Below are 22,581 nucleotides of genomic sequence, written 5' to 3' on the forward strand. Positions count from 1 at the left end.
AACTTTGATTTTGTTACATTAATTTTTATCTTTTTTTAAATGAAGTTCGACTAAACGAAAGGCTTGATCCAATGACAAAAGCCTTTCGTTTTGGTTGAAAATTTAATACAGATTAACGAGTTCTTGATTTGATATCATCGGCTGCGCCATCAACTTTTCTCGCTTTTTGTACTTTTTGATTTCCGAAATTGTAGGTAACACTCGCTGTTAGGCCTCTTCGGAAGGTGTCATTAGACAGATAATTGAAATTTCCGTCAGCTTGTTCGTCTTTGATTTTTACAATATTGGTTCTTAAAACATCGTTGACATTAACCGCGAATGTCCAATTATTCCAAAGTTTTTTGATGCTTAAATCCAATCCTGCAAGGCTTTGCAACTGTCCAAAATCGATTTGTTGTTTATCTACATAAAAGAAATTAACGCCTGCAAACCAAGTTTTTGCTTTGTCTAAACGAATCGTATTGTTGGTTTGAATTATTAAACTTGTCGACTTTTTTGTATTCGTGTACGTGTCAAAAATTTCGCCTGTTGTTGGATCCGAGTTCAAAGTTCCGTTATTGATATTATGTTGCAAACCGATATTAAAATTGGTTGTTAAATATTGGTTAAAGAAGCTTTTCTGCATTCCCAACATCGCCGACATTTCTTGTTTGTCGCCATAATTACTGCGGATGTAAGCCAATTGTCTGTAGGTATTTCCATCGCGAACGACATCTCTTTGTAACGGAACCATTGTAATTACATCTTTAAAATACGAGTGATTAAGGATCAAGAAATATGAATTTTTAAACATATACGTCAACTCCTGATTGTATATTGAAGAGGATTTTACAAATGGATTATTTTGCGTGTAATTGTCTTGTGTAATGATGTTTCGTACCGGATTCAATTCCCAAAAACTTGGTCTTCTCATTCGACTAGAGAACGCATACGAAATATTATTCTTATCATTAATCGCATAGTTCAAACTTAAATAAGGTAAAATATTGTTGTAGTTTTTTTCAACACGTGCCATGTCTGGTCGTTCTGCTGGTGGATTATCCGAAGTTCCGATGCTGTTGGTGATTTCGTAACGTGTTCCAATTTTTCCAGAAAATTTATCAGAAAATTTCTTTTCCAATGTTAAATAAAAACCATAGATATTTTCATCATATTCAAATAAGTTTGGTTTGTATTTAGTTGCTTCGTTTGCAGCGAAATTCGTGCTTTCGTATTTCGTGTCGTTTTCTGTTTTTGTTTTATTGTAGTTTCCACCAATCGAAACCGTAAAATCATTTTTAAACTTCTTGATGTAGTCTGCCATTGCAGAAATATTGTTGATGTTTTGTGGTGTATCTTGAATAATTTGATTTGCTAAAGCACCTTGATTCCAATTGGCGTCTGAAGCATAAGTTCTGTTATCCGAATCTTGAATTCGTTTGTAGGTAAGATAAGCCGCATTCAAATTTAATTTACTTCCTTCTTCATCTGTTTTTAATTCATAATTTAAATTGAAGTTGTTGTTATAAGATCTGTTGTTGAGCACATTTCGGCTCAAATTATAAAAACGATTCGTCAGATTTCCGTTATCGTCGTAATTGCTGTACGTGTTGTTAAGTAAAATTGTCGCGCCTTTACTATTACTCGCCCAAGTGTTCCATGACAACGCAAGATTACTTTTGTCGGTTAACTGATAATCCATGTTAATATAACCTCCCAAGTTTTTCTCTGGACTATCGATTGGACCAACCGATTCTGTTATTGTATTTTTATTTCCGTTTCTGATGATGTATTCTTGAGGTTCGATTTCTTGACTTCCCGTGATATTGGCGTTAAGACCGAATTTTCCTTTTCTATAGTTAAGCGATGCACTACTCGATGTAGAATTATATTTGTTTTGCGTGTTCGACATTCTGAAATTTCCGTTAAGTCCGTCCGTCATTTTTTTCTTCAAAACAATATTGATGATGCCATCCGAAGCCTCCACTTGATATTCGCTTCCAGGAAGTGTAATAACTTCAATTTTCTGAATGTTTTCTGCAGGTGTATTTTTTAGAAACGAAGTCAAAGACTCCGCATCCATATTGGATTTTCTTCCATTGATGTACACAATCGCGTTATTTTTCCCAGCGATTTTCAATGTTTTATCGTCGGTTGTAGAAAGAAGTGGCGTTTGCTTCAACAAGTCAAAAGTTGTATTTCCTTTGGCTACAGGCGAAGCAGCAACGTCGTAAACGAAACGATCACTTTGTTTTTTGAAAACTTGTTTTGTAATCGTAACAGCTTCAATCTCTTTTGTATTTTGAGATTTGATCGTGTCATTTGTTTTTTGTTGAGCAGTTGCAAATCCACTGAAGAATAATGCGGCGATTAATATAGGCGTTTTCATAATAGTAATTTTTTTAGAAGTGTGTATGTCTTAATATTGAACAAAGCAAAGATATATATTAAAATTAGTATTATGCAATACAAAGTACTAAAAATGTTTTTGATTGAACTGTAATATGTTGACTTTCAGGTATGAAAATTTGAATTAATTATGAAGGAGTAATTTGTGTTTTATAAATAACTTGAATTATAGAAAATAAAACGAACATTATTTTGCGTGAATTTTGAAAAAAATAGTATCGAAAACATGATGATCTTCTTATCATTAAAAATTCTTGATACAAAACTTTACAGATTTTTATTAAAATGACAACGCATTTAAAAGAGATTTTTTAATTCGAATTCAGGTTAAAAAATTAATGCACAAAAAAACACCGAAAAAAAAATTCGGTGTTGCTTATTTTGAATTTCAATGTTAAAATTAAATACTACTCGCGATCTTTTCGAGCTAACTTTTTTTCCACCCAAATCGTTGCGAAAGGGAAGAAAGCTGCCATTAGCGCAATGACAGAATCTTCATCATCCCAATTGTAAATTTTGCGTGCTGGCACACATAATAGAAGATAAAGTGTAAAAAATAAACCGTGGATATTTCCAACAATGATAATGAAAATGGTTGGCAAAAGTCCTTCTTGATCATAACGTTTCCAAATCATCGCGAAGCCATACAGTAACAAACATGAAATCGCTTCTGCAACGCAAACTTGCTTAAACCATTTTAGGACTTTTTCTTCTGGATATTTTGAAAAGTATTTTTCGATGAAATTCATAATTCAGTTTAATTTTGAGCATACATAACTCAAGTTTTGAAACTATTTTTTTACTTTAAGTTTAATAAAATCTAAAAATTTATTTTGCTGATCTACAAACAAATAATGCGAACAATTATCAAGAATTCTAAAATTGTTTGCTCCTACAATATTACGCAAATCCGTTAACTGTTTCACTGAAAAGATGCCGTCATTTTGTCCATAAATGGCAAAAAGAGGGATTTTCTTTTTCTTGATTTCTAAAAGAACAGCTTTGTTATCAATATTATTTTGAGTTTCATTTTTATAAAATAACAAAGGCGAATTATGGTTTCTAAAATTAGTTTTATAAAACTCCGAATTTTCAAATTCTTGTCTCAAATTTTGACTTTCTGTTGTCGGATTTGGCATCGAAAAATACCCCAAATCACTAGCGATATCATAAGTTTTCTTTCTGTACTCCGCTGTGTTTTTGTTCAGACTTTCAATCGTAGAGATTTCTCGAAGTTTATTTTTATCATTTTTAAAAGCTAATTTCGCAGTCTCCAAAATATGATTATAAGTCTCTTGTTGCGAGACCAAAGCGCCTGCAAGTATTAGAGATTTTACTTTTTCAGGATATTGATTCGTGTAAAGTGTCCCAACAATTCCGCCAAAACTATGCGCCAAAATGTTGGCTATCTCAAGATGATACAACTTGTAGATTTGGTTGAGGTCGTCAAAACTTTCTTGGAAAGTCATCGTCGCATTCTCATCTTTGGAACGACCTTCGCCGCGTCTGTCATAGACAATAACATAAAAACCTTTGTCTGCTAACTTTTGCGCAGTTGTAGCTTCGAACAAATTCGAATTTCCGCTTGGTCCACCATGGATAAAAATAATCGCTGGGTTTTTCTTTTCGCCGTAAGCTTTAGAATAAAGATTTTGTGCCTCCGAAATACCAAAGCAAACAAAAGAAAATAGGATGCTGAAAATAAGTTTCATTTAATGCAAATTATCAAATAATCGAAAACTTATTTATAAAAATTACTTCCGTCAAGATATTCAAAAACTTCGGGAGGAAGCATTGGACGGACGTTTTTGCCTTCTTTAATCATGTTTCTAATGTCGGTTGCAGACAATTCGATAATAGGTGCGTTAATCAGAATAATATTTTCGCTTTCGGAAGTGTAGTCGTTATTTTTCTTTTCGCCTTCAAACAGCCTTGGATAGACAATTATTTGATGGTTTTTTATTAAAACATCGGCGTTTTTCCACTTGTGAAGTCCAGCCAAATTATCTTCGCCCATGATCAAACTAAATTGAGTATTCGGATATTTTTCGTGGAGATAAGTTAGCGTGTCAATGGTGTAACTTGGCTTTGGAAGCGAAAATTCAACATCCGAAGCGCGCATTTTTGGATAATGTTTAATAGATAAATTCACCATATCCAATCGATTATGATCAGCGAGAAGAGATTTTTTATCTTTAAAAGGATTTTGCGGACTTACCACAAACCACAATTCTTCCATGTCTGATTTTTCCAAAATATAGTTGGCCAAAATCAAATGTCCAATATGAATGGGATTAAACGAACCGAAAAACAAACCGATTTTTTTCATTTTTAAATTTTAAGAATGAAACTTAACATCTCTAATGTTTAAAAAATAAGAAACGTTGCCTTTCCAATGGTTTTCTTCAACCGTAAACGCCAAATCAAAAGACTTTGTACGGAAATCTTCTGCATAAACTCCCAGTTTAAAACCAATACATTCGATGTTGCGATTGGTACTTGGTTGATGTACAAAAAATTTGAGATGATTGCCATCTTTACCCATGAGTCGGACGTAGCCTGCGACTTTTATATCTTTTAAAACCAAAACAGGTTTCATATTTTTTGGTCCAAATGGCGCCAACTTTCTATGGAAATTATAAAACTCGCGGTTGAGATCATCGATGTTGATAACGCTGTCGATGTAGATAGATGGTTCTTTCTGATGTTCTTGGATGTTGTCGCGAACGTAACCTTCGAACATAATTTTGAAAACTTCAAAATTCTCTTTATCCATCGACAATCCTGCTGCTGCTTGATGTCCTCCAAATTTTTGGAAAAGATCCGAACAATAATCCAAAGCTTCATGAATATCAAAATCTGAAACCGATCTTGCCGAAGCAACCATTTCGCCATTGTTGCCGTCCGTGAAAACTAAAGTTGGCTTAAAGTGACTTTCGATTAATCGCGAAGCCACGATGCCGATAACGCCTTTGTTCCAAGACGGATCGTAGACAATAGTAGAGTAGGAGCTTTCAGTTGAAGATTCAACCTGATTCATCGCCGATTGTGTAATCGTGTGATCCATTTCTCGACGTTCATCATTTAGGTTAATTATCTCATCTACAATCTGTTGTGCTTGTTTTAGATTGTCAGAGATCATCAACTCAACAGAAGCTTTCGCGTGCGAAATTCTTCCTGCAGCGTTTATTTTTGGAGCAATGTCAAAGACAATATTAGAGATTTCGAAATGCGCTAATTTCTCTTCCGGAATCAACAATCGCAAACCGAATTTTCTAGTTTTACGCAAGAATTTAAGCCCTTGTTTAGCCAAAACTCGATTTTCTCCAGTCATCGCAACAATGTCCGAAGCGATACTTATTGCTAATAAATCCGTTAATTCGAAAAGTTCGTTTTCAGGAATTTTATATATTGTATTAAGTCCTTGACAAAGTTTGAAACCGACACCACAACCACTTAGTTCTTTGTAAGGGTAGCGACAATCTTTACGTTTTGGATCAAGAACAGCCACCGCCTTTGGGATTTCGTCGCCTGGCAAGTGGTGATCACAAATGATAAAATCGACTTTTAGCTTGTTAGCATATTCAATTTTATCGATAGATTTTATCCCACAGTCAAGCGCAATAATCAAGCTAAACCCATTTTCTTTCGCAAAGTCAATGCCTTCCGTCGAAATACCGTAGCCTTCCACATTACGATCTGGAATATAAAAATCAAGATATTTTTTGTCAACGATTTTGCTGAGGTAGAGGTACATTAGCGCCACAGACGTCGTTCCGTCCACGTCGTAGTCGCCGTATACTAATATTTTTTCGCCATTTTCGATAGCTGTTGCAATGCGTTCAACCGCTTTTTGCATGTCCGCCATCAAAAAAGGACTGTGGAAATCGTTTCCGTTTGGTTTAAAGAATTCGCGGGCACTTTGATAATTGTCGATGCCACGCAAAACGAGAAGTTTGGATTCTAAAGTTCCAAATCCAATTGAGGAAATGAGACCATCTACTATGTCTTCATCGGGTTCTGGTTTATAAATCCATTTTTGACTCATAGTTACAAATTTAGTCAAAAAAAATAGATAATCATTATGTTGAAAATTGAAGCAGTTACTTAAAAGTATTGTTGGAATAAGTTTTAATTTTTGTAATCGAATTAGTTGTTCCCCGTTTTGGAAAGACAAAGATTTCTATCCAGTATATTTTGAGAAGACTAGTTTGCTAGAAATGTATACTAAAGACAATAAGTTTAAAATTGACGACGAACAAGATTTGATGAAAATTGTAAACTTCTTAAATAATTGAAAAGACCTCACAATTTGTGAGGTCTTTTTGCTTAATTCAATATAAAAATTTATCCAGCTAGATAATCTTCCATTTTACTGCGGAGTTTGTCCCAATCTTTTGGTTGGATGCCGCCATTTTCGAAACTGACGAAAACGATAGTCCCTTCGCCTTCTAAAACCGTTTTGTCACCAAGGCTAAAAACGTATTGATAAGTGCATGAGGTTTTGCCAAGTTTGCTGATGTACATAGACTTGCTGATGGTATCACCTAATTTTGCAGGTGACTTAAATTGTGTCTTAATATCAACCGTTGGAATCCCAGAATCTTGATGCATATTCTCGAAAGGATAATCTAGAACTTCACGGAAAAAATCTTCCATCAAGCCATTTAACATTTCAAAATATCTTGGGTAAAAAACGATTCCCGCAGGATCGCAATGCTCGAAGCGGATGCGTTGTTCTTTTATAAATTTCATCTTTTAAAACTATTTTAAAGCTTGCGCGATCAAAAAGCCAGAACCACCACCAAGGCCAGGTCCAGGATGTGTTGAAGCACCACTTTGATAAAGATTCTTAATAGGTGTTGTATGATTCTTGGTCGATTTCAAAGGTCGGAAAACTAAATACTGTTCAATCTCACAAAGGCCAGCATAAGGATCACCACCAACGAGGTTGACGTTTAGTTCACTTAAATCTTTCGGTGAAATAACTTTTCTTGCAACACAAGCAGATTTCACATTGCTAATATATTGGCTAATTCTGTCGATAATTCTGTCAGCATAAGCTTCCTTCAACTCATCAGTCCATTCGCCGTTACAAAGATGCGACAAGGTTCCTGCAGCATCTTTAATTGGAAAATTTGGACATTCTGGAAGCTGAATCCACAGAACATGTTTCCCATCTTTTCCGCGCGTTGGATCAGTCGCAGTTGGTTGTCCAATGGCAACAGTTGGCATCTCGGGCAACTCCTGACATTTCGCTTGAATACAGGCTTTCGAAATATCATTAATACCATCCGACAAATGACAATAAGTAACTTTGGAAAGTGCCTCGTCGTACCATTTTGGTTCTTCGTCCATCACAACATGGATTTGCATATTTCCCATTCCGAAACGATAATTTTCGGCATCGTTTTTAACATCATTCGGAATTTTAGAAGATGATTTTAGAAGATTGCCATAAAGCTGTTTTGGCGTCACACTTGCAACAACATTTTTAGCTTCGTAAGTTGTCCCATCTTTTGTTCTAACGCCTTTAACAACAGCATTTGGATCAACAAGGATTTCGTCAACCTCTTGATTTAGCATAATCGTTCCGCCATTCTTTTCAATAATATTTTTGAAAGCTTCAACGATTTTATAACTTCCACCTTTCACTAATGGTAAACTCACCAACTCAACGGTAAAAGCAATAATCTTCGCCATCGTAGATGAGAAAGGACTTTCTGGCGCTAATCCTGTGTGTAAAATCCATGGCGCCAAACTCGCCTGCAATTGCTTGCCTTTGTAATATCTTGGGAAATCATTTCGGACATTCGCTACAAATGAACCGACTTTCTCCGTTGTATTTTTAACTTTATTTTTCCAAACATATTTAGCCAAATAAGTCGCCATCGATGTTGTCATCAATTCCTTTCCTAAAAAAGAAAATAACAAATCGGCATTCTGTTCGATAAAACCAATTTGATCACGATAACGCGTTCCATCACCTTCATAAAGTTGATTGTAGGTTTGGTCATTTTTTGTTTTATCGGTTGTTATCAAAGCATAAGATTTGTCGGACATCACCGTCCCAGTCGGTGTTGCCGTAGAAACAAATTCAACACCTTCTTTTGCTAAATCATCTTTTAGAGCAGCGTAACCTGGCGAGGTCACAAATAATGGATAAGCCGTGGAAAGTGTATCGATAATACATCCCGCCAACTCTTCACTACGAATGCAGCCACCCAAAAATTCGGTTCTTTCTAAAAGTAAAACCGACTTGCCTGCTTTCGCCAAAAGACTTGCACAGACCAAGTTATTAATTCCGCCACCTACAAGAATAGTATGATAATTCGGCATAAAATTGCTTTTTATTAAATTACTAAAAACCTACAAACTCGCAATAAGTTTTTCGGTTTCTTTTTTATCATGATTCTGAATCGCCACCGATAAAATGTGTCGAACTTTTTCTTCAATTTCGGGGACATTCATATTGTCAGCCGCATATTTGTTGAGCATCGCAAATTTGGAATGTCCTTTCTTATAAGTATCGCCATAACCTTTTTTCAATCGGTATGAATTGGCAACTTCAACCGCCAAATTGTAGTTAACTTTAGCGATTGTTTTAATCCTTTTCAGCCACTGATCGACATTTTCCATTTCCTCAAAATGACGGAAGGTTTTCATTCTCCAACCGCGCATTCCACCCATCACGTACAACATCAAAAAGTTAAACAATCCTGTGGAATGCATTCTTCTATCTTTGTCAAATTTACGTTTGTAGAAATCGCGCATTTTAGCATTGTCAATATATTTTAAACCCATTTTAGCTGGCAAAAATCCTATAACTTCTTCGTAACCTGGATGCAGATAATCGAGTGTGTTGACAATTTCGTTTTCTTTGGCACCGACTTGTTGATAAACTTCCTTTTGACGGTACTTTTTGGTCTTTTCATCAGATACAAAAATCAAATCGTCATAAGCCATTCCGACAGCTAAATTTTTCGCCGTTTGTCTTGTTAATTGATAAGCTTTCTCAGCAGAATCCAATTGCAGAATTTGCGCAACTTTATCTAAATAAACTTTCCCGTATTTTAAATCCTGAAACTCAACAACATGATTGAGTCCGTGCCAAATGACATCATGCGTTTCTTTTGGAAATTTTGATTTTATCTCTTCTAAAACTTCACTTAATTTTTTAGATGAAACCGACGTTGGAAGCGCTTGGAAAACCGCAGGACGCATATCTGGAAGATAAGGTTTAGGTTGCGACGTAAAATCTTTAATGTATTGAAAAGCTTCATTAAAAGAGTTCACACTTTGCTTAATTCCTTTTCCACCTGAAGTTTCGATAACTTTGATAAACTCTTCTTTAGAAAAAGGAAGCGTTCCGCTCGCTGCCAAAGCTCCAAACATACTCGACGAAATAATACTTCCGTTTTTGGTAGCAATTAATTTAAGATTTCCAAACAGAGATTTTTTAGAATATTTTTCCGTCATTTCAAAAATACGCGCGCCATCGGCAATGCCGTCACCAGCACTTTCTTTTTCACGAATCGCCAAATTACGATTGGTAGAAAAAATCATCGTCGTTTTCTTTGACACAAAACCACGTTGAATAGAGCGTCCAGCTTCCATCAACTCCGTCGCCATCAAAATATCCACATCGTGCGGACCTGGCATTTGTGAAAGCACAGGTGTTTTTTCGGCAACATTATCTTGCAGATTTTTAGTAGGAAATAATTCGATATAATAAACTGTTGCGCCCGTTCTCTGAGCCACACCAGCGATATAAGTGTACTGAACAAAATAGCCATTGTTCTCGGCAAGTTGTGCAATCCAACCTGTCAGAACGCCGCCACCATCACCGCCAACTGCTAATAATGCTATTTTAATAGGTTCTAAAGTTCTCATGCCAACTGTCTTTTTTTCTCTCTTCTTTTTTGTAAATAACTAAAAATATTTTGCTTCACATTGTGCTTGAATTTCTCCCAAGATGTCGGATTTTTCACAACTTGTGCTTTGTAGAACGACGGACACAATACCGCAGCTTCTGCAACTTCGCCACAATTTCCGCAAGCCACACAAGACGAATCTATTGTTGCAATGGGATCTTCACGAAGTGGATTGTCGCTATACGTCAATGTTAAAGATGGACATCCCGAAAGTCGCATACACTCGTGGTCGCCAGTACAAACCTTGGAATCGACCCCGAATTTTTCGTTGACAACGCGTTTCTTTTCTTCGAGTTTTTTCTTTTTTACTTTATTATCACGTCGTTGCTTATTCAGCATACATTCGGATTGTGCGATAATTACCTTTGGACCTTTCTCGTTGGAGGTTAAAGCTTTCGTAATCACTTTAACCATTTTATCAACATCATAAGTATTGTCAATAAAATCAACATGTTTAACCCCAACACCATGAACCGCTTTTTCGATTGGGTTATTAATCGTCCTAATTTTGTTGTTAAATCTGGACGATGGCACATCTTGACCGCCCGTCGCTGCCGCATAATTGTTGTCAATAATAATCGTCAATCCATCATTATTGTTAAAAACAGCGTTGGTAATCCCTGTTGTCAAACCATTGTGCCAAAAACCGCCATCTCCCATGATGGAAATGACACGTTTTTGACCATTATCTTTTCGAACAAAATCCATGTTAAAAGCAGAAGCCGAAGCGCCACCTAAACCATAACCCATGGTTGTTGCACCAATATTAAACGGTGGCAAAATCGAAAACAGGTGACAGCCAATATCCGCCGAAACGTGATAATCGCCCATATTCTGTTGCACCAACTTTAAAGCAGCAAAAATTGGACGCTCGGGACAGCCTGTACAAAAACCTGCAGGTCTTGCAGGAACCGCTTCCGACAAAGTTTTGGCATCTTCGGGCAAGATAGTAATAGCACCTTCTTTTTCGGTAATTTCGATTTCTTTTTGATAAAGATTAAAAAATTCGCCAAGAGCCGTTTCTAATCTACCAATGGTATAATCGCCGCCCATTGGTAACAAATCTTTACCGTGAAGTTTAGTTTTAACCTCGTTATGAAACATTGTTAAACCTATACTTTGCTCTATATAATTAGGCTGACCTTCCTCAACAAGAAGTACAGCTCTTTTGCCTTTGCAAAATTCTAAAACCTCATCGTCAATCACAGGATAAGTAACATTCATCACATAAACTGGAATTTTGACATTACCCAAATGATCCGACAAATCAAACTGAACAAGCGCTCTATTCAAATTATTAAATAACGCACCCTGAACGATGATTCCGATATCGTCGCGCTCGCCAGACAAAAATTCGTTCATCTTATTGTCTTTGATAAACTGAATAGCTGCTGGAAGTCGACGTTTTATCTTATCTTCTTCTTGAAGAAATGAAGCTGGCGGAAGTACAATTCTGTTAACATCGCGAACAGGATTGTTAAGCGCTTCGCCTAAAGTATATTTTGGTTTTTGATTTTCTTTAGCTACAAATTGTCCATACAAATGGCAAGATCTAACTCTCAGTTCCAAGAAAACTGGCGTGTTGCTCGCTTCCGAAAGCTGAAAAGCCTTTTCAGTAAAATGAACAATACTCGGTAAGTTTGGTCGCGGATCAATTAGCCACATTTGAGATTTCATCGCGAAAGCATGTGTACGCTCTTGCATAATACTCGAACCTTCACCATAATCTTCACCGATGATAACGACCGTTCCGCCTGTAACGCCAGACGACGCCAAATTAGAAAGCGCATCCGAAGCGACATTGGTACCAACTGTGGACTTCCATGTAACTGCACCACGAACGGGATACATTACCGATGCCGACAACATTGCCGCCGCTCCAGCTTCTGATGCTGAATTTTCAAAATAAACGCCAAGCTCCTTTAACAATGGATCTGCATCTGCAAATACATCCATCAAATGCGAAATCGGCGAACCTTGGTAACCACCAACATAGCCAACGCCACATTGTAGCAAAGCTTTGGTCACGGCTAAAATTCCTTCGCCATGGAAAATTTCGCCTTCTCCTAATCGTAATTTTTCAACTTCGTGTTTGAACGAACGTTCAGCCATAACTCCAATATTTAAGATTAAAATTAGATTTAGAATTCACTAAGTTCTCGATACGATTTTTACAAAATCTACTCGAACTGACGTCGATTTTCTTTTCTAAACCTAAGGAAAGTATTATTTTACACAATTGCTAAAACTCGTAAAGGGCTTCCAGAGCCATCTTCGATTTTTAATGGTGCCGCGACAATGACAGCGCCTTTTGGTGGCAATTGGTCTAAATTTTTCAAACACTGCAAACCGTATTTACCTGCGCCATGCATTAACGTATGACACGGCAATTGGAATTCCCATGTGAAAGACATTCCTGCATCGGTATTAACCGTCTCAACGCCGAAACCTAAAACATCTTTAGAAATCATATATTCTACTGCTTCTTTGTTTGGTCCAGGTGTGTGGTTTAGTCCATTTTCGTCAGTATTGGTGAACGCCGCATCCAAAGTTTTTTTGCTCCAATCTGTACGGAACAGCACCCAAGAACCTTTCTCCAAATCGCCATGTTGTTTTTCCCATTCTTGAATAAATTCCGGGGTTAAAACAAAATCAGGATTCTTTGCAACTTCTGCACTTGCATCGATAACACAAGCTCCTGCTATCATATTCTCAACTGGAATTTGGTCTACCGTATTATTTAGTTGATCTTTACCCGTAACCCAATGCGATGGCGCATCGAAGTGTGTTCCGAAATGCTCGCCCACGGTAAAGTTATTCCAATACCAGCCTGGTCCTTTCTCGTCATAACGACAAATTTGCTCTTTCTTAAAAGTTGCGACTTGCCCCATTTCTGGAGGAAGTACCAGTCCTGGAAAACTTTCGTTAAGCGTATGCGTAAGATCTACGACTTTTTTAGTTTTTAAAATATCTAATAAATTGCTCATTGGTGTGATTTTATTTTTTAAGTTGGTGACTTACGGGTTTTAATTCTTTTTTCATTTGCTCGAATTCTTCGCGATCCTTTTTAGCCTTCATATACTGTACAGCTGCGCCGCCCAAATAAGGTTGTGGAATACCGATTGACATTGGATCGTCGGCTTTATACTGCTCGTAAGCTTTTGCCGTTTGAACAAAATAAGGATCTGTCAACAAAGGTCTACCCAAAGCCACAAGATCTGCTCTAGCATTTAGTAACAAAGTGTTGACTTGGTCAATGGTTTCAATACGTCCAGAAGTCATTGTTGGGATTTCGATGGTGTTTCTGATCCATTCCGAAAATGGCGTTTGCCACATTCTTCCCATAAATGGCTTTTGATCAATCACAGTATTTCCTGTGCTTACGTTGATCATGTCAACGCCAAGGTTTTTTAATTGTTTAGCAACGTATTCAACCTCGTCTTTTGTAATGCCTTCTGGATGCCAGTCGGTTACATTTAATTTAACAATTAAAGGCTTGTCGCCAAGGACTTGCTTCATTGCGTTTACAATTTCTAGAGGATATTTTGCACGGTTTTCGATACTTCCTCCAAACTCATCTTGCCTTTTGTTGGTTAAAGGCGAAAGGAAACTTGCTAACAAAAATCCGTTGTGCATCTGCAATTCAACCGCATCAAAACCGGCTTCTATCGCACGTTTGGTAGCATCTACAAATTGTTGCTTTACGACATTTAAATCCTCAGTATCCATTGCTTTCGGCGTTGGAAACTCTGGTCTAAAAGCAATTGCATCAGCAGAAATTAATGGCCAAGCACCTTCTGTAAGTTGCTTTCCAAGATTTGTCGATTGACAAGAACCTTTTCTACCAGAATGTCCTAATTGTACAGCAATTTTGGAATCTGTATTTTCATGAATGAAATCCGTGATTCGTTTCCAAGCTTTTACCTGATCATCGTTGTATAAACCATAACAACCTGGCGTGATTCGACCTGTCGGAGAAATTGCTGCCAAACCAGTTGTTATAAGCCCTGTTCCGCCAACTGCACGAGAACTAAGATGTACAAAATCCCATTCTCCAGGAACACCGTCTACCGATTTGTATTGTCCCATCGCACTCATCGCAATTCGGTTATTTAGTTTTAAATTTCCTAATTGATAGGTTGTAAATGCTGGTGGCGTATTGAGGTCTTCGGAATGATTTCTTTTATTAAAATTCTGAATAATGCGCTGTGCATATTTTTTGTCACGACGTGCTTGATTTTCGATGGTAATTTTTTTACTTCGAGACATTACAGCAAAACTGAATGTGTCAAAATCCAACTTCATGTGACGGTCAATATCTTCAAACCATTGTAAGGAAACGTCAGCAGCATGCTGAATCATATCAACTGGCGTGCGACGACGTTCTGTATAATCTGCCAAAGCTTTTTCCATGTTATCTTGGTTCGCAACAACTGCGTCGGACAATCCTATCGCGCAATCCATCGCCAATTTGGTTCCGGAACCGATAGAAAAGTGAGCAGAAGTTTTGGCATCACCAATTAAAGCTTTGTTATTAAAATACCAATTGGCATTGTAAATTCTTGGGAAAGTTCGCCACCAAGAACGATTACCAATCAGCTTGTGGCCTTGTAATTCTTCTTTGAAAAGTTCTTCTAATTTTGCCAAAGAGCCCGCTTCGTCTCTTTCATCAAAACCTGCTTTATCATAAGTCTCCTGAGAGCACTCGAAAATAAAAGTACTTTTGCCTTCTTCATATTGATAAGAGTGCGCACAAAAAGCACCATAAGGTGTATTTCTAAAAAAGTAAGTAAAGGAATCCAAAGGTCTTGTCGAACCGCACCAGATAAAACGATTTTTGCGCATTTCGGTTTCGGTGCCAAATTCTTTCTCGAATTGACCACGCATCTGCGAACCAATGCCGTCCGCAAATAATACCAAATCGCTATCCTCGAATTGCGATACATCATCAACTTTAGCTTCGAAATGAAGATTAACACCTTCTTCGCGACAACGCTGTTGTAAAAGTTCTAACAAAGTTTTGCGAGAACAACCGCAGAAACCATTACCTTCTATTCTTACAATTTCGCCATCACGAGCAACATCCAAGTTATCCCAATAAGCGAAACTGTTTCGGATCAATTCGTAAGAACGTGGATCGTAAGACAAAAACTCACTAAGGGTTTCGTCCGAAAAGACCACACCAAATCCGAAAGCATCATCAGCTTTATTTTGTTCGTATATATCAATTTGTGCATTTGGAATTCTTTTCTTTGTTAAAATCGAAAAGTACATTCCTCCTGGACCTCCTCCAATTACCGTTATTTTCATGAAAAATAATTTTAAATCTAGATAGCTAGAAATTACTATCTAATGCCTCTTTCAGCTAAGATAGGCAAAACATTATCTCTAAAATATGGGAACTCTTTTACATAATCAAAAAATGATAAAGTCGTCCCTCCAAAACCTGCATCGTGCAATGCACAAATTTTATCTGCAACCTGTTGTGGCGTACCAATCAATTGGAAACCACCATGACCAAGCGCCATACTTTCTCTAATCTGAGCTAACAAATCATGAGGAAAGCTGTGTGCGTGCGCAAATTGTAAATTAACCAAATTATCTACCGCAGCTTCATCAATATTATCGAGAACTCTTTTCTTTTCAGCTAAAGCTTCTTCTTCGGTTGGTCGACAGATAACGTGTGAAAAAGTTAGCACGCCAATGTTTTTTCCTTCAGATTCTGCTTGTTTTTTAAGATCTGCAATTTCTGTTTTAGAACGTTCTAGATCGATAGCCGGTGTGAAAAGATAGTTCACATTATTAATTGCAAACGCGCGTCCTTGTGGAGAACCTGCTGCATTAAGAATTGGTGGCATTTTATCCAAAGTAGGAATTCCGTAGCTTCCTTTAGTTTTAAAATAAGTTCCGTTCCAATCGAATCTTTCTTTCGTTGTCCACAGTTTTTTTACAAAATCAATCCATTCTTGTGCGTAAGCGTAACGCGTCTCGTGATCGTTTGGTAGGTCTAATCCTAAAGCATCATATTCTGGCTTGTTCCAACCAGCAACGATATTTAATCCAATTCTGTCACCGCTCATTTGTGCCATTGTCGCAATTTGCTTTGCTATAACAAGAGGATGATTCGCCACCGTATGAACGGTTGCAAAGATTTGAATATTTTTAGTTTTCGCTAATAAAGCTGATGCCCAAGTAACAGTTTCTAAAACCTCACCATGGAAATCTGTTTCGCCGCCATAGCCAACCCAACGTGCGATTGGCAACATAAAATCTATACCTGCTTCATCTAACAAATGCGCCAATTTTTCATTGTTTTCCCAATTGGCTTTCCAACGATCTTCAAGTTTAGAAACGGTCATTCCTCCACTGCAGTTAGTGGAGAAAGTCCCGAGTATGAATTTATTTTTTTCTGTAAAAGGATGTGAACTCATTTTTAATAAATTGAAATTTGGTTTAGAATTAATTTATTTTAATTCTCTAAATTGACCTCTATGGAAAAGAATCGGATTACCATCTTCTTCTGCCGAAAAGTCTAACACTTCGCCAATATAAAGTGTATGATCTCCTGCTAAATGCGAAGAATGAACTTTAGTAACGAAATGTGCCAAAGCATTTTTAAGCACCGGAACGCCGTCATATTCTATAAAGTCGACATTTAGTTCTGGATTATGCTTTCCTGCAAAATGATTGCAATGGTCATGATGGTCATCTTTCAAGATGCTAACACCATAGATCCCAGAGTTTTTAATCGTCTCGAACATTTTTTGATTATTCCCGATAGAAACTGCGATCAAAGGAGGATCCAAAGACACAGAAATAAATCCATTCGCGGTCATGCCGTGTACTGTTCCGTCTTCATTTTTACTTGTGATAACCGTAACACCCGTTGTAAAGGTTCCACAGGCATTACGGAAAGCTCTGCTGTCAAACTCTTTAATTTCCATAATAGTTGTTTTATGCGTTTTCAGCGATTAATTCATCTGTTTTTGCAGGATCTAACCACCAAGGGAAGAATTGTCTTGGATCGTTAAAATTGTTAGCAAACAAATCCGCCAACTTCTGCGAACCTGCAGCAGCACCCAAGAATTTAAGAATGTGTGGCGGCGGTGGACCAAGCAATGTATTTGTCCAAAGCGCAACATCTTTTACATTTTCCCAATATTCATTGAAAGTATCATTCATCCAAGCTTCATCAAAAGGCTGATCACCTCTTTCTAAAATTGAATCATAATAAATTTTTGTACACTTGGAAGCGTTATTAGAACCTTGTCCTGTAATAGGATCGTTAACAACCACAACATCCGCAATCCCGAAAACCTTTCTACCAGACGGCAAAGTCGCAACAGGCTTTCTAACGGTTGGTGCAAAACGACCTGACAAAATTCCGTTATCGTCTGTCAACTCTACATTTTGACAACGCTCATATTCCCAAGGTAAATATGTTTTTAAAATTTCTAAACTCTTTGCTAAATGTTCTTCTGGCGTTTTAACATCTTGCCAGCAATCCATTGGACCACCAACAATACCTTCCAATACCATAATCTCACAAGGTCCGTTAATCGTTTCACTTGGGAAAACGAAATATTCGCCAACACCTGGAATTAAGTTAAACGCAACTTTGGAGAAAGGCTTGTTAGGCGTCATTCCTTTAACATAAGTCAAAGCCAAAGCACGCATCGGTTTGTCATACATACTTTTGTCCGCATCTCTTTCGAACATTTGCACAATACTTCCTTTTCCTGCCGCAAGAATTGTTAAATCACTTTGTGCTGTAATATCTTCAAGGTCGTTTTCATCAACATCTTTAATGATGATTTTGCCACCTAATTCTTCAAATTTTTCCATCCAGAAAGGCATCTTGATACGTTGGTCAACCGCGTAAGCATTTTTTTCTAGCTTACCCGCAAACGTAAACAATTTTTCACCTGGTTTTTCAGGATGAGGAACTGTTACACCAAGACCTTCAACTGGCGGACAAGTATCTTCCCAGTAATTAATGTCTAATTCTCTTTCGTTTTCTAAAGCCATATCAAACATACATTGGCTTGACATTACTTTACCATATTTGATTTGCTCTGGCGTGCGGTTACTATAGATTGTTACGTCGTAACCTTTTTTTACCAATCCCAAACCTAATTGTAGTCCGGATTGACCTGCACCTACAATAGAAACTTTTCTTGACATATATAATATTTTGCTTATTGGTTTTTCATTAATTTTGACATCAAAGGATAGTGCTGTTCTGGTCCCATAGCGCTATAACCACCGTCCACAACAATCTCTGATCCAGTCATATAACTTGCATCATCCGAAGCTACAAAGGCAACAGCGTTAGCCACTTCTTCGCCATTTGCTACACGACCGAGAAGATTATAACCTTCTGTCACCTTATCGGCATGCGCACGATCATTTTGAGTTAAACCTTCGAAAGGTGCAGACCAAACATGCCCAAGACGCACCATGTTAACACGGATTCCGTCTGGCGCATATTCCACTGCTTGGGTTTTGTTAAGATGAAGCAAAGTCGCTTTTGACACTGGATAAGCCCAACGCTCGATGTGTGGGAAAACACCCGAAATAGAACCTGTGTTCACGATACAACCTTTAGAAGCCTTAAGATATGGACGCGCCATTTCTCCAAGAATCGCAGCTGCAACGGCATTTACATTAAGTGTGTGCAGCCAAGTTTCGCGAGAAGTTTTTGCACCTTCGTCGCCGTAAGATGCCGCATTGTTAACAAGGACATCTAACTTCCCGAATTTATCTATAGTTATTTTGATGAGGTTTTCGCAATCTTCATCTTTAGTAATATCAGTATGAACAAAAAGTGAGTTTTCGCCAAGGCTATCTTGTGCTTTCTTTCCTAAATCGTCAGCAATATCTGCGATGACAACTTTCGCACCGAGGTCAACCATTTTTTTTGCGATTTCAAAACCGATGGAAGCAACACCACCAGTTACTATAAACACTTTATCTTTTAATTGAATCATAATAATGAATTTTCAAATTAATATTTTGTAATGTTTGTGTTTTGCTAAAGTATAAAAAAAATTCAACATTGGTAAAATAAATTCAACAATTCAATATTTTTTTTATCAAATTTTATCAATTGACTGATTTACAAGTAAATAATATTTAAAACAAAATTTATTTTCACTTTTTTAGATTTTTATTCATCATTATTGAAATCAATTTTATATTTTTGAATCAAAGTAAAAATCACCACCAAATCATGTTAGGAAAATTTAAGGCTGCAACAGTCCAAACTAGCGCAGTATATTTTGACATCGAAGCAACCATTGATAAAGCTTGCAAACTGATTGCAGAAGCCGCAAGCAATGGCGCCGAACTAGTAGCGTTTCCCGAAGTTTTCATTTGTGCCTATCCTTATTGGAACTGGATTATGAATCCCGTGCAAGGCAGTAAATGGTTCAAAAAACTATATGAAAATTCAATTTCTGTTGATGATCCACGTTTGCAAAAGCTTTTTGATGCAGCAAGACTTCATAACATTAATGTTGTTATTGGTATCAACGAAAAAGACAAGCGTAAAACCGGAACCATCTACAATACCAATTTGATTATTTCGAATGAAGGTCAACTTTTGGGTAGACACAGAAAACTGGTTCCGACTTGGGCAGAAAAGCTAACTTGGACAGGTGGCGATGGCTCATCATTAAAGGTTTACGACACGTCTGTTGGTCCTTTGGGGACATTAGCTTGTGGCGAAAACACCAATACTTTGGCGCGTTTTGCTTTAATTTCTCAAGGTGAATTAATACACATTGCAAATTACATCAGTCTTCCTGTTGCGCCAGTGGATTACAATATGGCGGAAGCTATCAAAATCCGTGCGGCTGCGCATTCGTTCGAAGGTAAACTTTACACGATTATTTCTTGCAGCACGATTAACGAAGATATTATCAAACTTTTTGAGGAAGAAAATCCAGAATGCAGAAATTTATTTAAAAGAGAAAATTCAGCATTTTCCGGTTTTATCGATCCTAACGGTCAGGTTATTGGCGAACCACTAATTGATAAAGAAGGTATAGCTTATGCTGAAATCGACCTTTCTGCATGTATTCAACCAAAACAGATGCACGACATCTTGGGGCACTACAATAGATTTGATATCTTTGATTTTAAGGTGAATACGACACCACAGATGCCTGCCCATTTTTACGAAACAACCGAAGAACAAGACAATATTAAAAATCAAACTTATGGAAACTAATTACAGCGACGACATCTACGGAAGAGCGAAAGTAAAAGGCTCCGAAGAACTCGAAAAATATTACGACGAGCTAAAAGACATGGACACGGGCGCACTTTGGACCGTTGCCAACGACATTGAACCTTGGGAGCCGCACACTATTTCGGCACCGATGTTTTGGAGTTACGAAAAGCTAAGACCATTCGTTTTAGAAGCCGCTCGTTTGGTAACACCAGGCGAAGCAGGAAGACGCGTTGTCTATCTTCAAAACAAAAACAGAATTAAAGAAAAAGCCGCGGTAGGCCTACTATACGCAGGCATCCAAATTACACAGCCAGGTGAGTTCACGCCAGCACATCGACATGCAGCTTCTGCGCTTCGCTTTATTATGGAAGGCGCAAAAGGCTACACGATTGTTGATGGTAACAAGATAGAACTTGGCGTTCGTGATTTTGTGATTACGCCAAATAGCGCTTGGCACGAGCACGGTGTTGAAAAAGATGGTCAAACTTGTATTTGGTTAGATGGTCTTGATATCCCAATGATCAACGCTTTTGAAGCTAATGATTATGCGGTTTTAGAAGAAGAAAAAGGCGGTCAAGATTTAGTCGTTGCAGAGAATTATTCACCAATGAGTTATTCTGGCGCTGGCGTTATCCCGATTGATAGAGAATGGAACAAACCATATTCACCGTTGTTTAAATATTCTTGGGAGAATACGAGAAATGCGATTCAGAATTTAGCAAAAGTGAGCGACGGAACGCCTTACGACGGTTACATTATGCGTTATGCCAATCCATTAACGGGCGGACATCCAATGTTAACGATGGGCGCAACAATGCAAATGTTAAAACCTGGACAAAAAACCAAAGCGCACAAACACACTGGATCTTCAGTTTTCCAAGTGGCACAAGGCGAAGGTTACGTGATTATCGACGGTGTTAAATATGATTTTAAAGAAAAAGATACATTCTGTATTCCATCTTGGTTGTACCACGAATTCGCGAATACTTCCGAAACGGAAGAATTGTATTTATTCTCATTTAACGATTTTCCAACTGTGGAAAAATTAGGTTTTTATCAAGAAAAAGCACATCCAGAAGGACACCAGCAATTAAAATAAAATATTAAATTATGAAGTTAGCAAGTTTTAGAAGTAGTATAGAATCAGAAATAAGATTAGGAATCATCGTTGACGACGTCATTATCGACATGGAATCTTGGGGTATCGAGCACGACTTAGATTTACCATCGACCATGTTAGAATTTATCGATTTAGGACCAGCCGCTGTCAAAGCAGTTTCCGAAACTTTAAAAAATATCGATGCAAGAAGCCTTGTTGCAACGAGTATTCCTTTGTCATCAGCGATTATTACTGCACCAATCCCAGCTCCTCGTAAAAATATTTTCGGAATTGGACTTAATTATACCGAACACGTTGCTGAGTCTGCAAGAACATTGGACACTTCGAAAGAACTTCCACAACAATGTGTTATTTTCTCAAAACCTCCAACTACCGTAATTGGACCTGGCGATTCTATAAAACATAATGACCAAGTTACCAAACAAATGGATTGGGAAGGGGAACTTGCCGTTATTATGGGAAAAAAAGCAACGCATGTTTCTAAAGAAAATGCTTTGGATTATGTGTTCGGTTACACCATTATTAACGACATCAGTGCAAGAGATTGCCGTCGTTCGGGACAATGGATCGTTTCCAAAGGTCAAGATACTTTTGCACCGATGGGACCTTATGTTATCACGACTGACGAATTAACAGATCCACATAATTTACAAATTATCACCAAAGTTAACGGCGTTGAAAAACAAAACGGTAACACAAAATTCATGCTTTTTAATGTTAATGATATTATCGAAGACATCAGCGAAGTAATCAGTTTGGAAGCTGGTGACATTATCGCAACAGGAACTCCAGCAGGCGTTGGCGCAGGTCGTGAACCTCAAGAATTCATGTGGCCTGGCGATGTTGTAGAAATTACAATTGACAAACTTGGAACTCTTAAAAATTACATTGTAAAAGCTTAA

The 22,581-nt window shown here is 37.5% G+C and carries 18 protein-coding genes; 3 read left to right on the top strand and 15 right to left on the bottom strand.

All coding sequences use genetic code 11. From position 1 onward, the window contains the following. Window positions 1-112: 112 nt before the first annotated feature. The 15 genes from B5X62_RS06300 to B5X62_RS06370 all read right to left on the bottom strand — a co-directional run bounded on the left by B5X62_RS06300 (window position 113) and on the right by B5X62_RS06370 (window position 19,312). On the bottom strand, window positions 113-2,368 hold the full coding sequence (locus B5X62_RS06300) for an outer membrane beta-barrel family protein (RefSeq protein ID WP_079666561.1): 2,256 nt from the start codon (window positions 2,366-2,368) through the stop codon (window positions 113-115). 427 nt (window positions 2,369-2,795) lie between these two features. Then, window positions 2,796-3,137, bottom strand: a complete 342-nt coding sequence (locus B5X62_RS06305; RefSeq protein ID WP_079666562.1) for a DUF3817 domain-containing protein — start codon at window positions 3,135-3,137, stop codon at window positions 2,796-2,798. A 42-nt stretch (window positions 3,138-3,179) separates the two neighbouring features. Further along, window positions 3,180-4,100 carry an alpha/beta fold hydrolase gene (locus tag B5X62_RS06310; protein WP_079666563.1) on the bottom strand — a complete coding sequence of 307 codons (921 nt, stop codon included), beginning with the start codon at window positions 4,098-4,100 and terminating at the stop codon, window positions 3,180-3,182. A 29-nt stretch (window positions 4,101-4,129) separates the two neighbouring features. After that, on the bottom strand, window positions 4,130-4,717 hold the full coding sequence (gene nadD / locus B5X62_RS06315) for a nicotinate (nicotinamide) nucleotide adenylyltransferase (protein WP_079666564.1): 588 nt from the start codon (window positions 4,715-4,717) through the stop codon (window positions 4,130-4,132). Window positions 4,718-4,726: 9 nt separating this feature from the next. Further along, window positions 4,727-6,436 (bottom strand): single-stranded-DNA-specific exonuclease RecJ, encoded by a 1,710-nt coding sequence (recJ, locus tag B5X62_RS06320; RefSeq protein WP_079666565.1) that lies wholly within the window; start codon window positions 6,434-6,436, stop codon window positions 4,727-4,729. 299 nt (window positions 6,437-6,735) lie between these two features. Continuing rightward, on the bottom strand, window positions 6,736-7,143 hold the full coding sequence (locus tag B5X62_RS06325) for an acyl-CoA thioesterase (protein ID WP_079666566.1): 408 nt from the start codon (window positions 7,141-7,143) through the stop codon (window positions 6,736-6,738). A gap of 9 nt (window positions 7,144-7,152) precedes the next feature. Then, complete coding sequence (locus tag B5X62_RS06330; RefSeq protein ID WP_079666567.1) at window positions 7,153-8,727, bottom strand: phytoene desaturase family protein; 1,575 nt, start codon at window positions 8,725-8,727, stop codon at window positions 7,153-7,155. 30 nt (window positions 8,728-8,757) lie between these two features. Next, window positions 8,758-10,281, bottom strand: coding sequence for an indolepyruvate oxidoreductase subunit beta family protein (locus tag B5X62_RS06335; protein ID WP_079666568.1), 1,524 nt, complete (start codon window positions 10,279-10,281; stop codon window positions 8,758-8,760). Further along, on the bottom strand, window positions 10,278-12,434 hold the full coding sequence (locus B5X62_RS06340) for an indolepyruvate ferredoxin oxidoreductase subunit alpha (protein WP_079666569.1): 2,157 nt from the start codon (window positions 12,432-12,434) through the stop codon (window positions 10,278-10,280). The genes B5X62_RS06335 and B5X62_RS06340 overlap by 4 nt, the downstream gene beginning before the upstream one ends. Window positions 12,435-12,553: 119 nt before the next feature. Next, window positions 12,554-13,309, bottom strand: a complete 756-nt coding sequence (locus B5X62_RS06345) for a cyclase family protein (RefSeq protein WP_079666570.1) — start codon at window positions 13,307-13,309, stop codon at window positions 12,554-12,556. A gap of 10 nt (window positions 13,310-13,319) precedes the next feature. Further along, window positions 13,320-15,632, bottom strand: coding sequence for an oxidoreductase (locus tag B5X62_RS06350; protein ID WP_079666571.1), 2,313 nt, complete (start codon window positions 15,630-15,632; stop codon window positions 13,320-13,322). 35 nt (window positions 15,633-15,667) lie between these two features. Beyond that, the gene (locus B5X62_RS06355) at window positions 15,668-16,753 is read right to left on the bottom strand and encodes an LLM class flavin-dependent oxidoreductase (protein ID WP_079666572.1); all 1,086 of its coding nucleotides are present in this window, start codon (window positions 16,751-16,753) and stop codon (window positions 15,668-15,670) included. Between the two features lie 33 nt (window positions 16,754-16,786). Further along, entirely contained in the window at window positions 16,787-17,266 is a 480-nt protein-coding gene (locus B5X62_RS06360; protein WP_079666573.1) for a flavin reductase family protein, read from the bottom strand. Between the two features lie 10 nt (window positions 17,267-17,276). Beyond that, the gene (locus B5X62_RS06365; protein WP_079666574.1) at window positions 17,277-18,506 is read right to left on the bottom strand and encodes a styrene monooxygenase/indole monooxygenase family protein; all 1,230 of its coding nucleotides are present in this window, start codon (window positions 18,504-18,506) and stop codon (window positions 17,277-17,279) included. A 14-nt stretch (window positions 18,507-18,520) separates the two neighbouring features. Beyond that, window positions 18,521-19,312, bottom strand: coding sequence for an SDR family oxidoreductase (locus B5X62_RS06370; RefSeq protein WP_079666575.1), 792 nt, complete (start codon window positions 19,310-19,312; stop codon window positions 18,521-18,523). A 242-nt stretch (window positions 19,313-19,554) separates the two neighbouring features. Here B5X62_RS06370 and B5X62_RS06375 point away from each other — a divergent pair, with 242 nt between their 5' ends. The 3 genes from B5X62_RS06375 to B5X62_RS06385 are packed head-to-tail and all read left to right on the top strand — an operon-like array spanning window position 19,555 to window position 22,581. Next, the gene (locus B5X62_RS06375) at window positions 19,555-20,556 is read left to right on the top strand and encodes a carbon-nitrogen hydrolase family protein (RefSeq protein WP_079666576.1); all 1,002 of its coding nucleotides are present in this window, start codon (window positions 19,555-19,557) and stop codon (window positions 20,554-20,556) included. Continuing rightward, a complete protein-coding gene (locus tag B5X62_RS06380) occupies window positions 20,546-21,658 on the top strand; it encodes a cupin domain-containing protein (protein WP_079666577.1) in 1,113 nt (370 codons plus the stop codon). The genes B5X62_RS06375 and B5X62_RS06380 overlap by 11 nt, the downstream gene beginning before the upstream one ends. An 11-nt stretch (window positions 21,659-21,669) precedes the next feature. After that, window positions 21,670-22,581, top strand: a complete 912-nt coding sequence (locus B5X62_RS06385) for a fumarylacetoacetate hydrolase family protein (protein WP_079666578.1) — start codon at window positions 21,670-21,672, stop codon at window positions 22,579-22,581.

Source organism: Soonwooa buanensis (assembly GCF_900167905.1).
GTDB classification, from domain to species: Bacteria; Bacteroidota; Bacteroidia; order Flavobacteriales; family Weeksellaceae; genus Soonwooa; species Soonwooa buanensis.

What these genes read in the sequence shown, in the direction of transcription:
- B5X62_RS06300 (WP_079666561.1), bottom strand. Translation starts at nt 2,368, where the DNA reads ATGAAAACGCCTATATTAATCGCCGCATTATTCTTCAGTGGATTTGCA.
- B5X62_RS06305 (WP_079666562.1), bottom strand. Translation starts at nt 3,137, where the DNA reads ATGAATTTCATCGAAAAATACTTTTCAAAATATCCAGAAGAAAAAGTC.
- B5X62_RS06310 (WP_079666563.1), bottom strand. Translation starts at nt 4,100, where the DNA reads ATGAAACTTATTTTCAGCATCCTATTTTCTTTTGTTTGCTTTGGTATT.
- nadD (WP_079666564.1), bottom strand. Translation starts at nt 4,717, where the DNA reads ATGAAAAAAATCGGTTTGTTTTTCGGTTCGTTTAATCCCATTCATATT.
- recJ (WP_079666565.1), bottom strand. Translation starts at nt 6,436, where the DNA reads ATGAGTCAAAAATGGATTTATAAACCAGAACCCGATGAAGACATAGTA.
- B5X62_RS06325 (WP_079666566.1), bottom strand. Translation starts at nt 7,143, where the DNA reads ATGAAATTTATAAAAGAACAACGCATCCGCTTCGAGCATTGCGATCCT.
- B5X62_RS06330 (WP_079666567.1), bottom strand. Translation starts at nt 8,727, where the DNA reads ATGCCGAATTATCATACTATTCTTGTAGGTGGCGGAATTAATAACTTG.
- B5X62_RS06335 (WP_079666568.1), bottom strand. Translation starts at nt 10,281, where the DNA reads ATGAGAACTTTAGAACCTATTAAAATAGCATTATTAGCAGTTGGCGGT.
- B5X62_RS06340 (WP_079666569.1), bottom strand. Translation starts at nt 12,434, where the DNA reads ATGGCTGAACGTTCGTTCAAACACGAAGTTGAAAAATTACGATTAGGA.
- B5X62_RS06345 (WP_079666570.1), bottom strand. Translation starts at nt 13,309, where the DNA reads ATGAGCAATTTATTAGATATTTTAAAAACTAAAAAAGTCGTAGATCTT.
- B5X62_RS06350 (WP_079666571.1), bottom strand. Translation starts at nt 15,632, where the DNA reads ATGAAAATAACGGTAATTGGAGGAGGTCCAGGAGGAATGTACTTTTCG.
- B5X62_RS06355 (WP_079666572.1), bottom strand. Translation starts at nt 16,753, where the DNA reads ATGAGTTCACATCCTTTTACAGAAAAAAATAAATTCATACTCGGGACT.
- B5X62_RS06360 (WP_079666573.1), bottom strand. Translation starts at nt 17,266, where the DNA reads ATGGAAATTAAAGAGTTTGACAGCAGAGCTTTCCGTAATGCCTGTGGA.
- B5X62_RS06365 (WP_079666574.1), bottom strand. Translation starts at nt 18,506, where the DNA reads ATGTCAAGAAAAGTTTCTATTGTAGGTGCAGGTCAATCCGGACTACAA.
- B5X62_RS06370 (WP_079666575.1), bottom strand. Translation starts at nt 19,312, where the DNA reads ATGATTCAATTAAAAGATAAAGTGTTTATAGTAACTGGTGGTGTTGCT.
- B5X62_RS06375 (WP_079666576.1), top strand. Translation starts at nt 19,555, where the DNA reads ATGTTAGGAAAATTTAAGGCTGCAACAGTCCAAACTAGCGCAGTATAT.
- B5X62_RS06380 (WP_079666577.1), top strand. Translation starts at nt 20,546, where the DNA reads ATGGAAACTAATTACAGCGACGACATCTACGGAAGAGCGAAAGTAAAA.
- B5X62_RS06385 (WP_079666578.1), top strand. Translation starts at nt 21,670, where the DNA reads ATGAAGTTAGCAAGTTTTAGAAGTAGTATAGAATCAGAAATAAGATTA.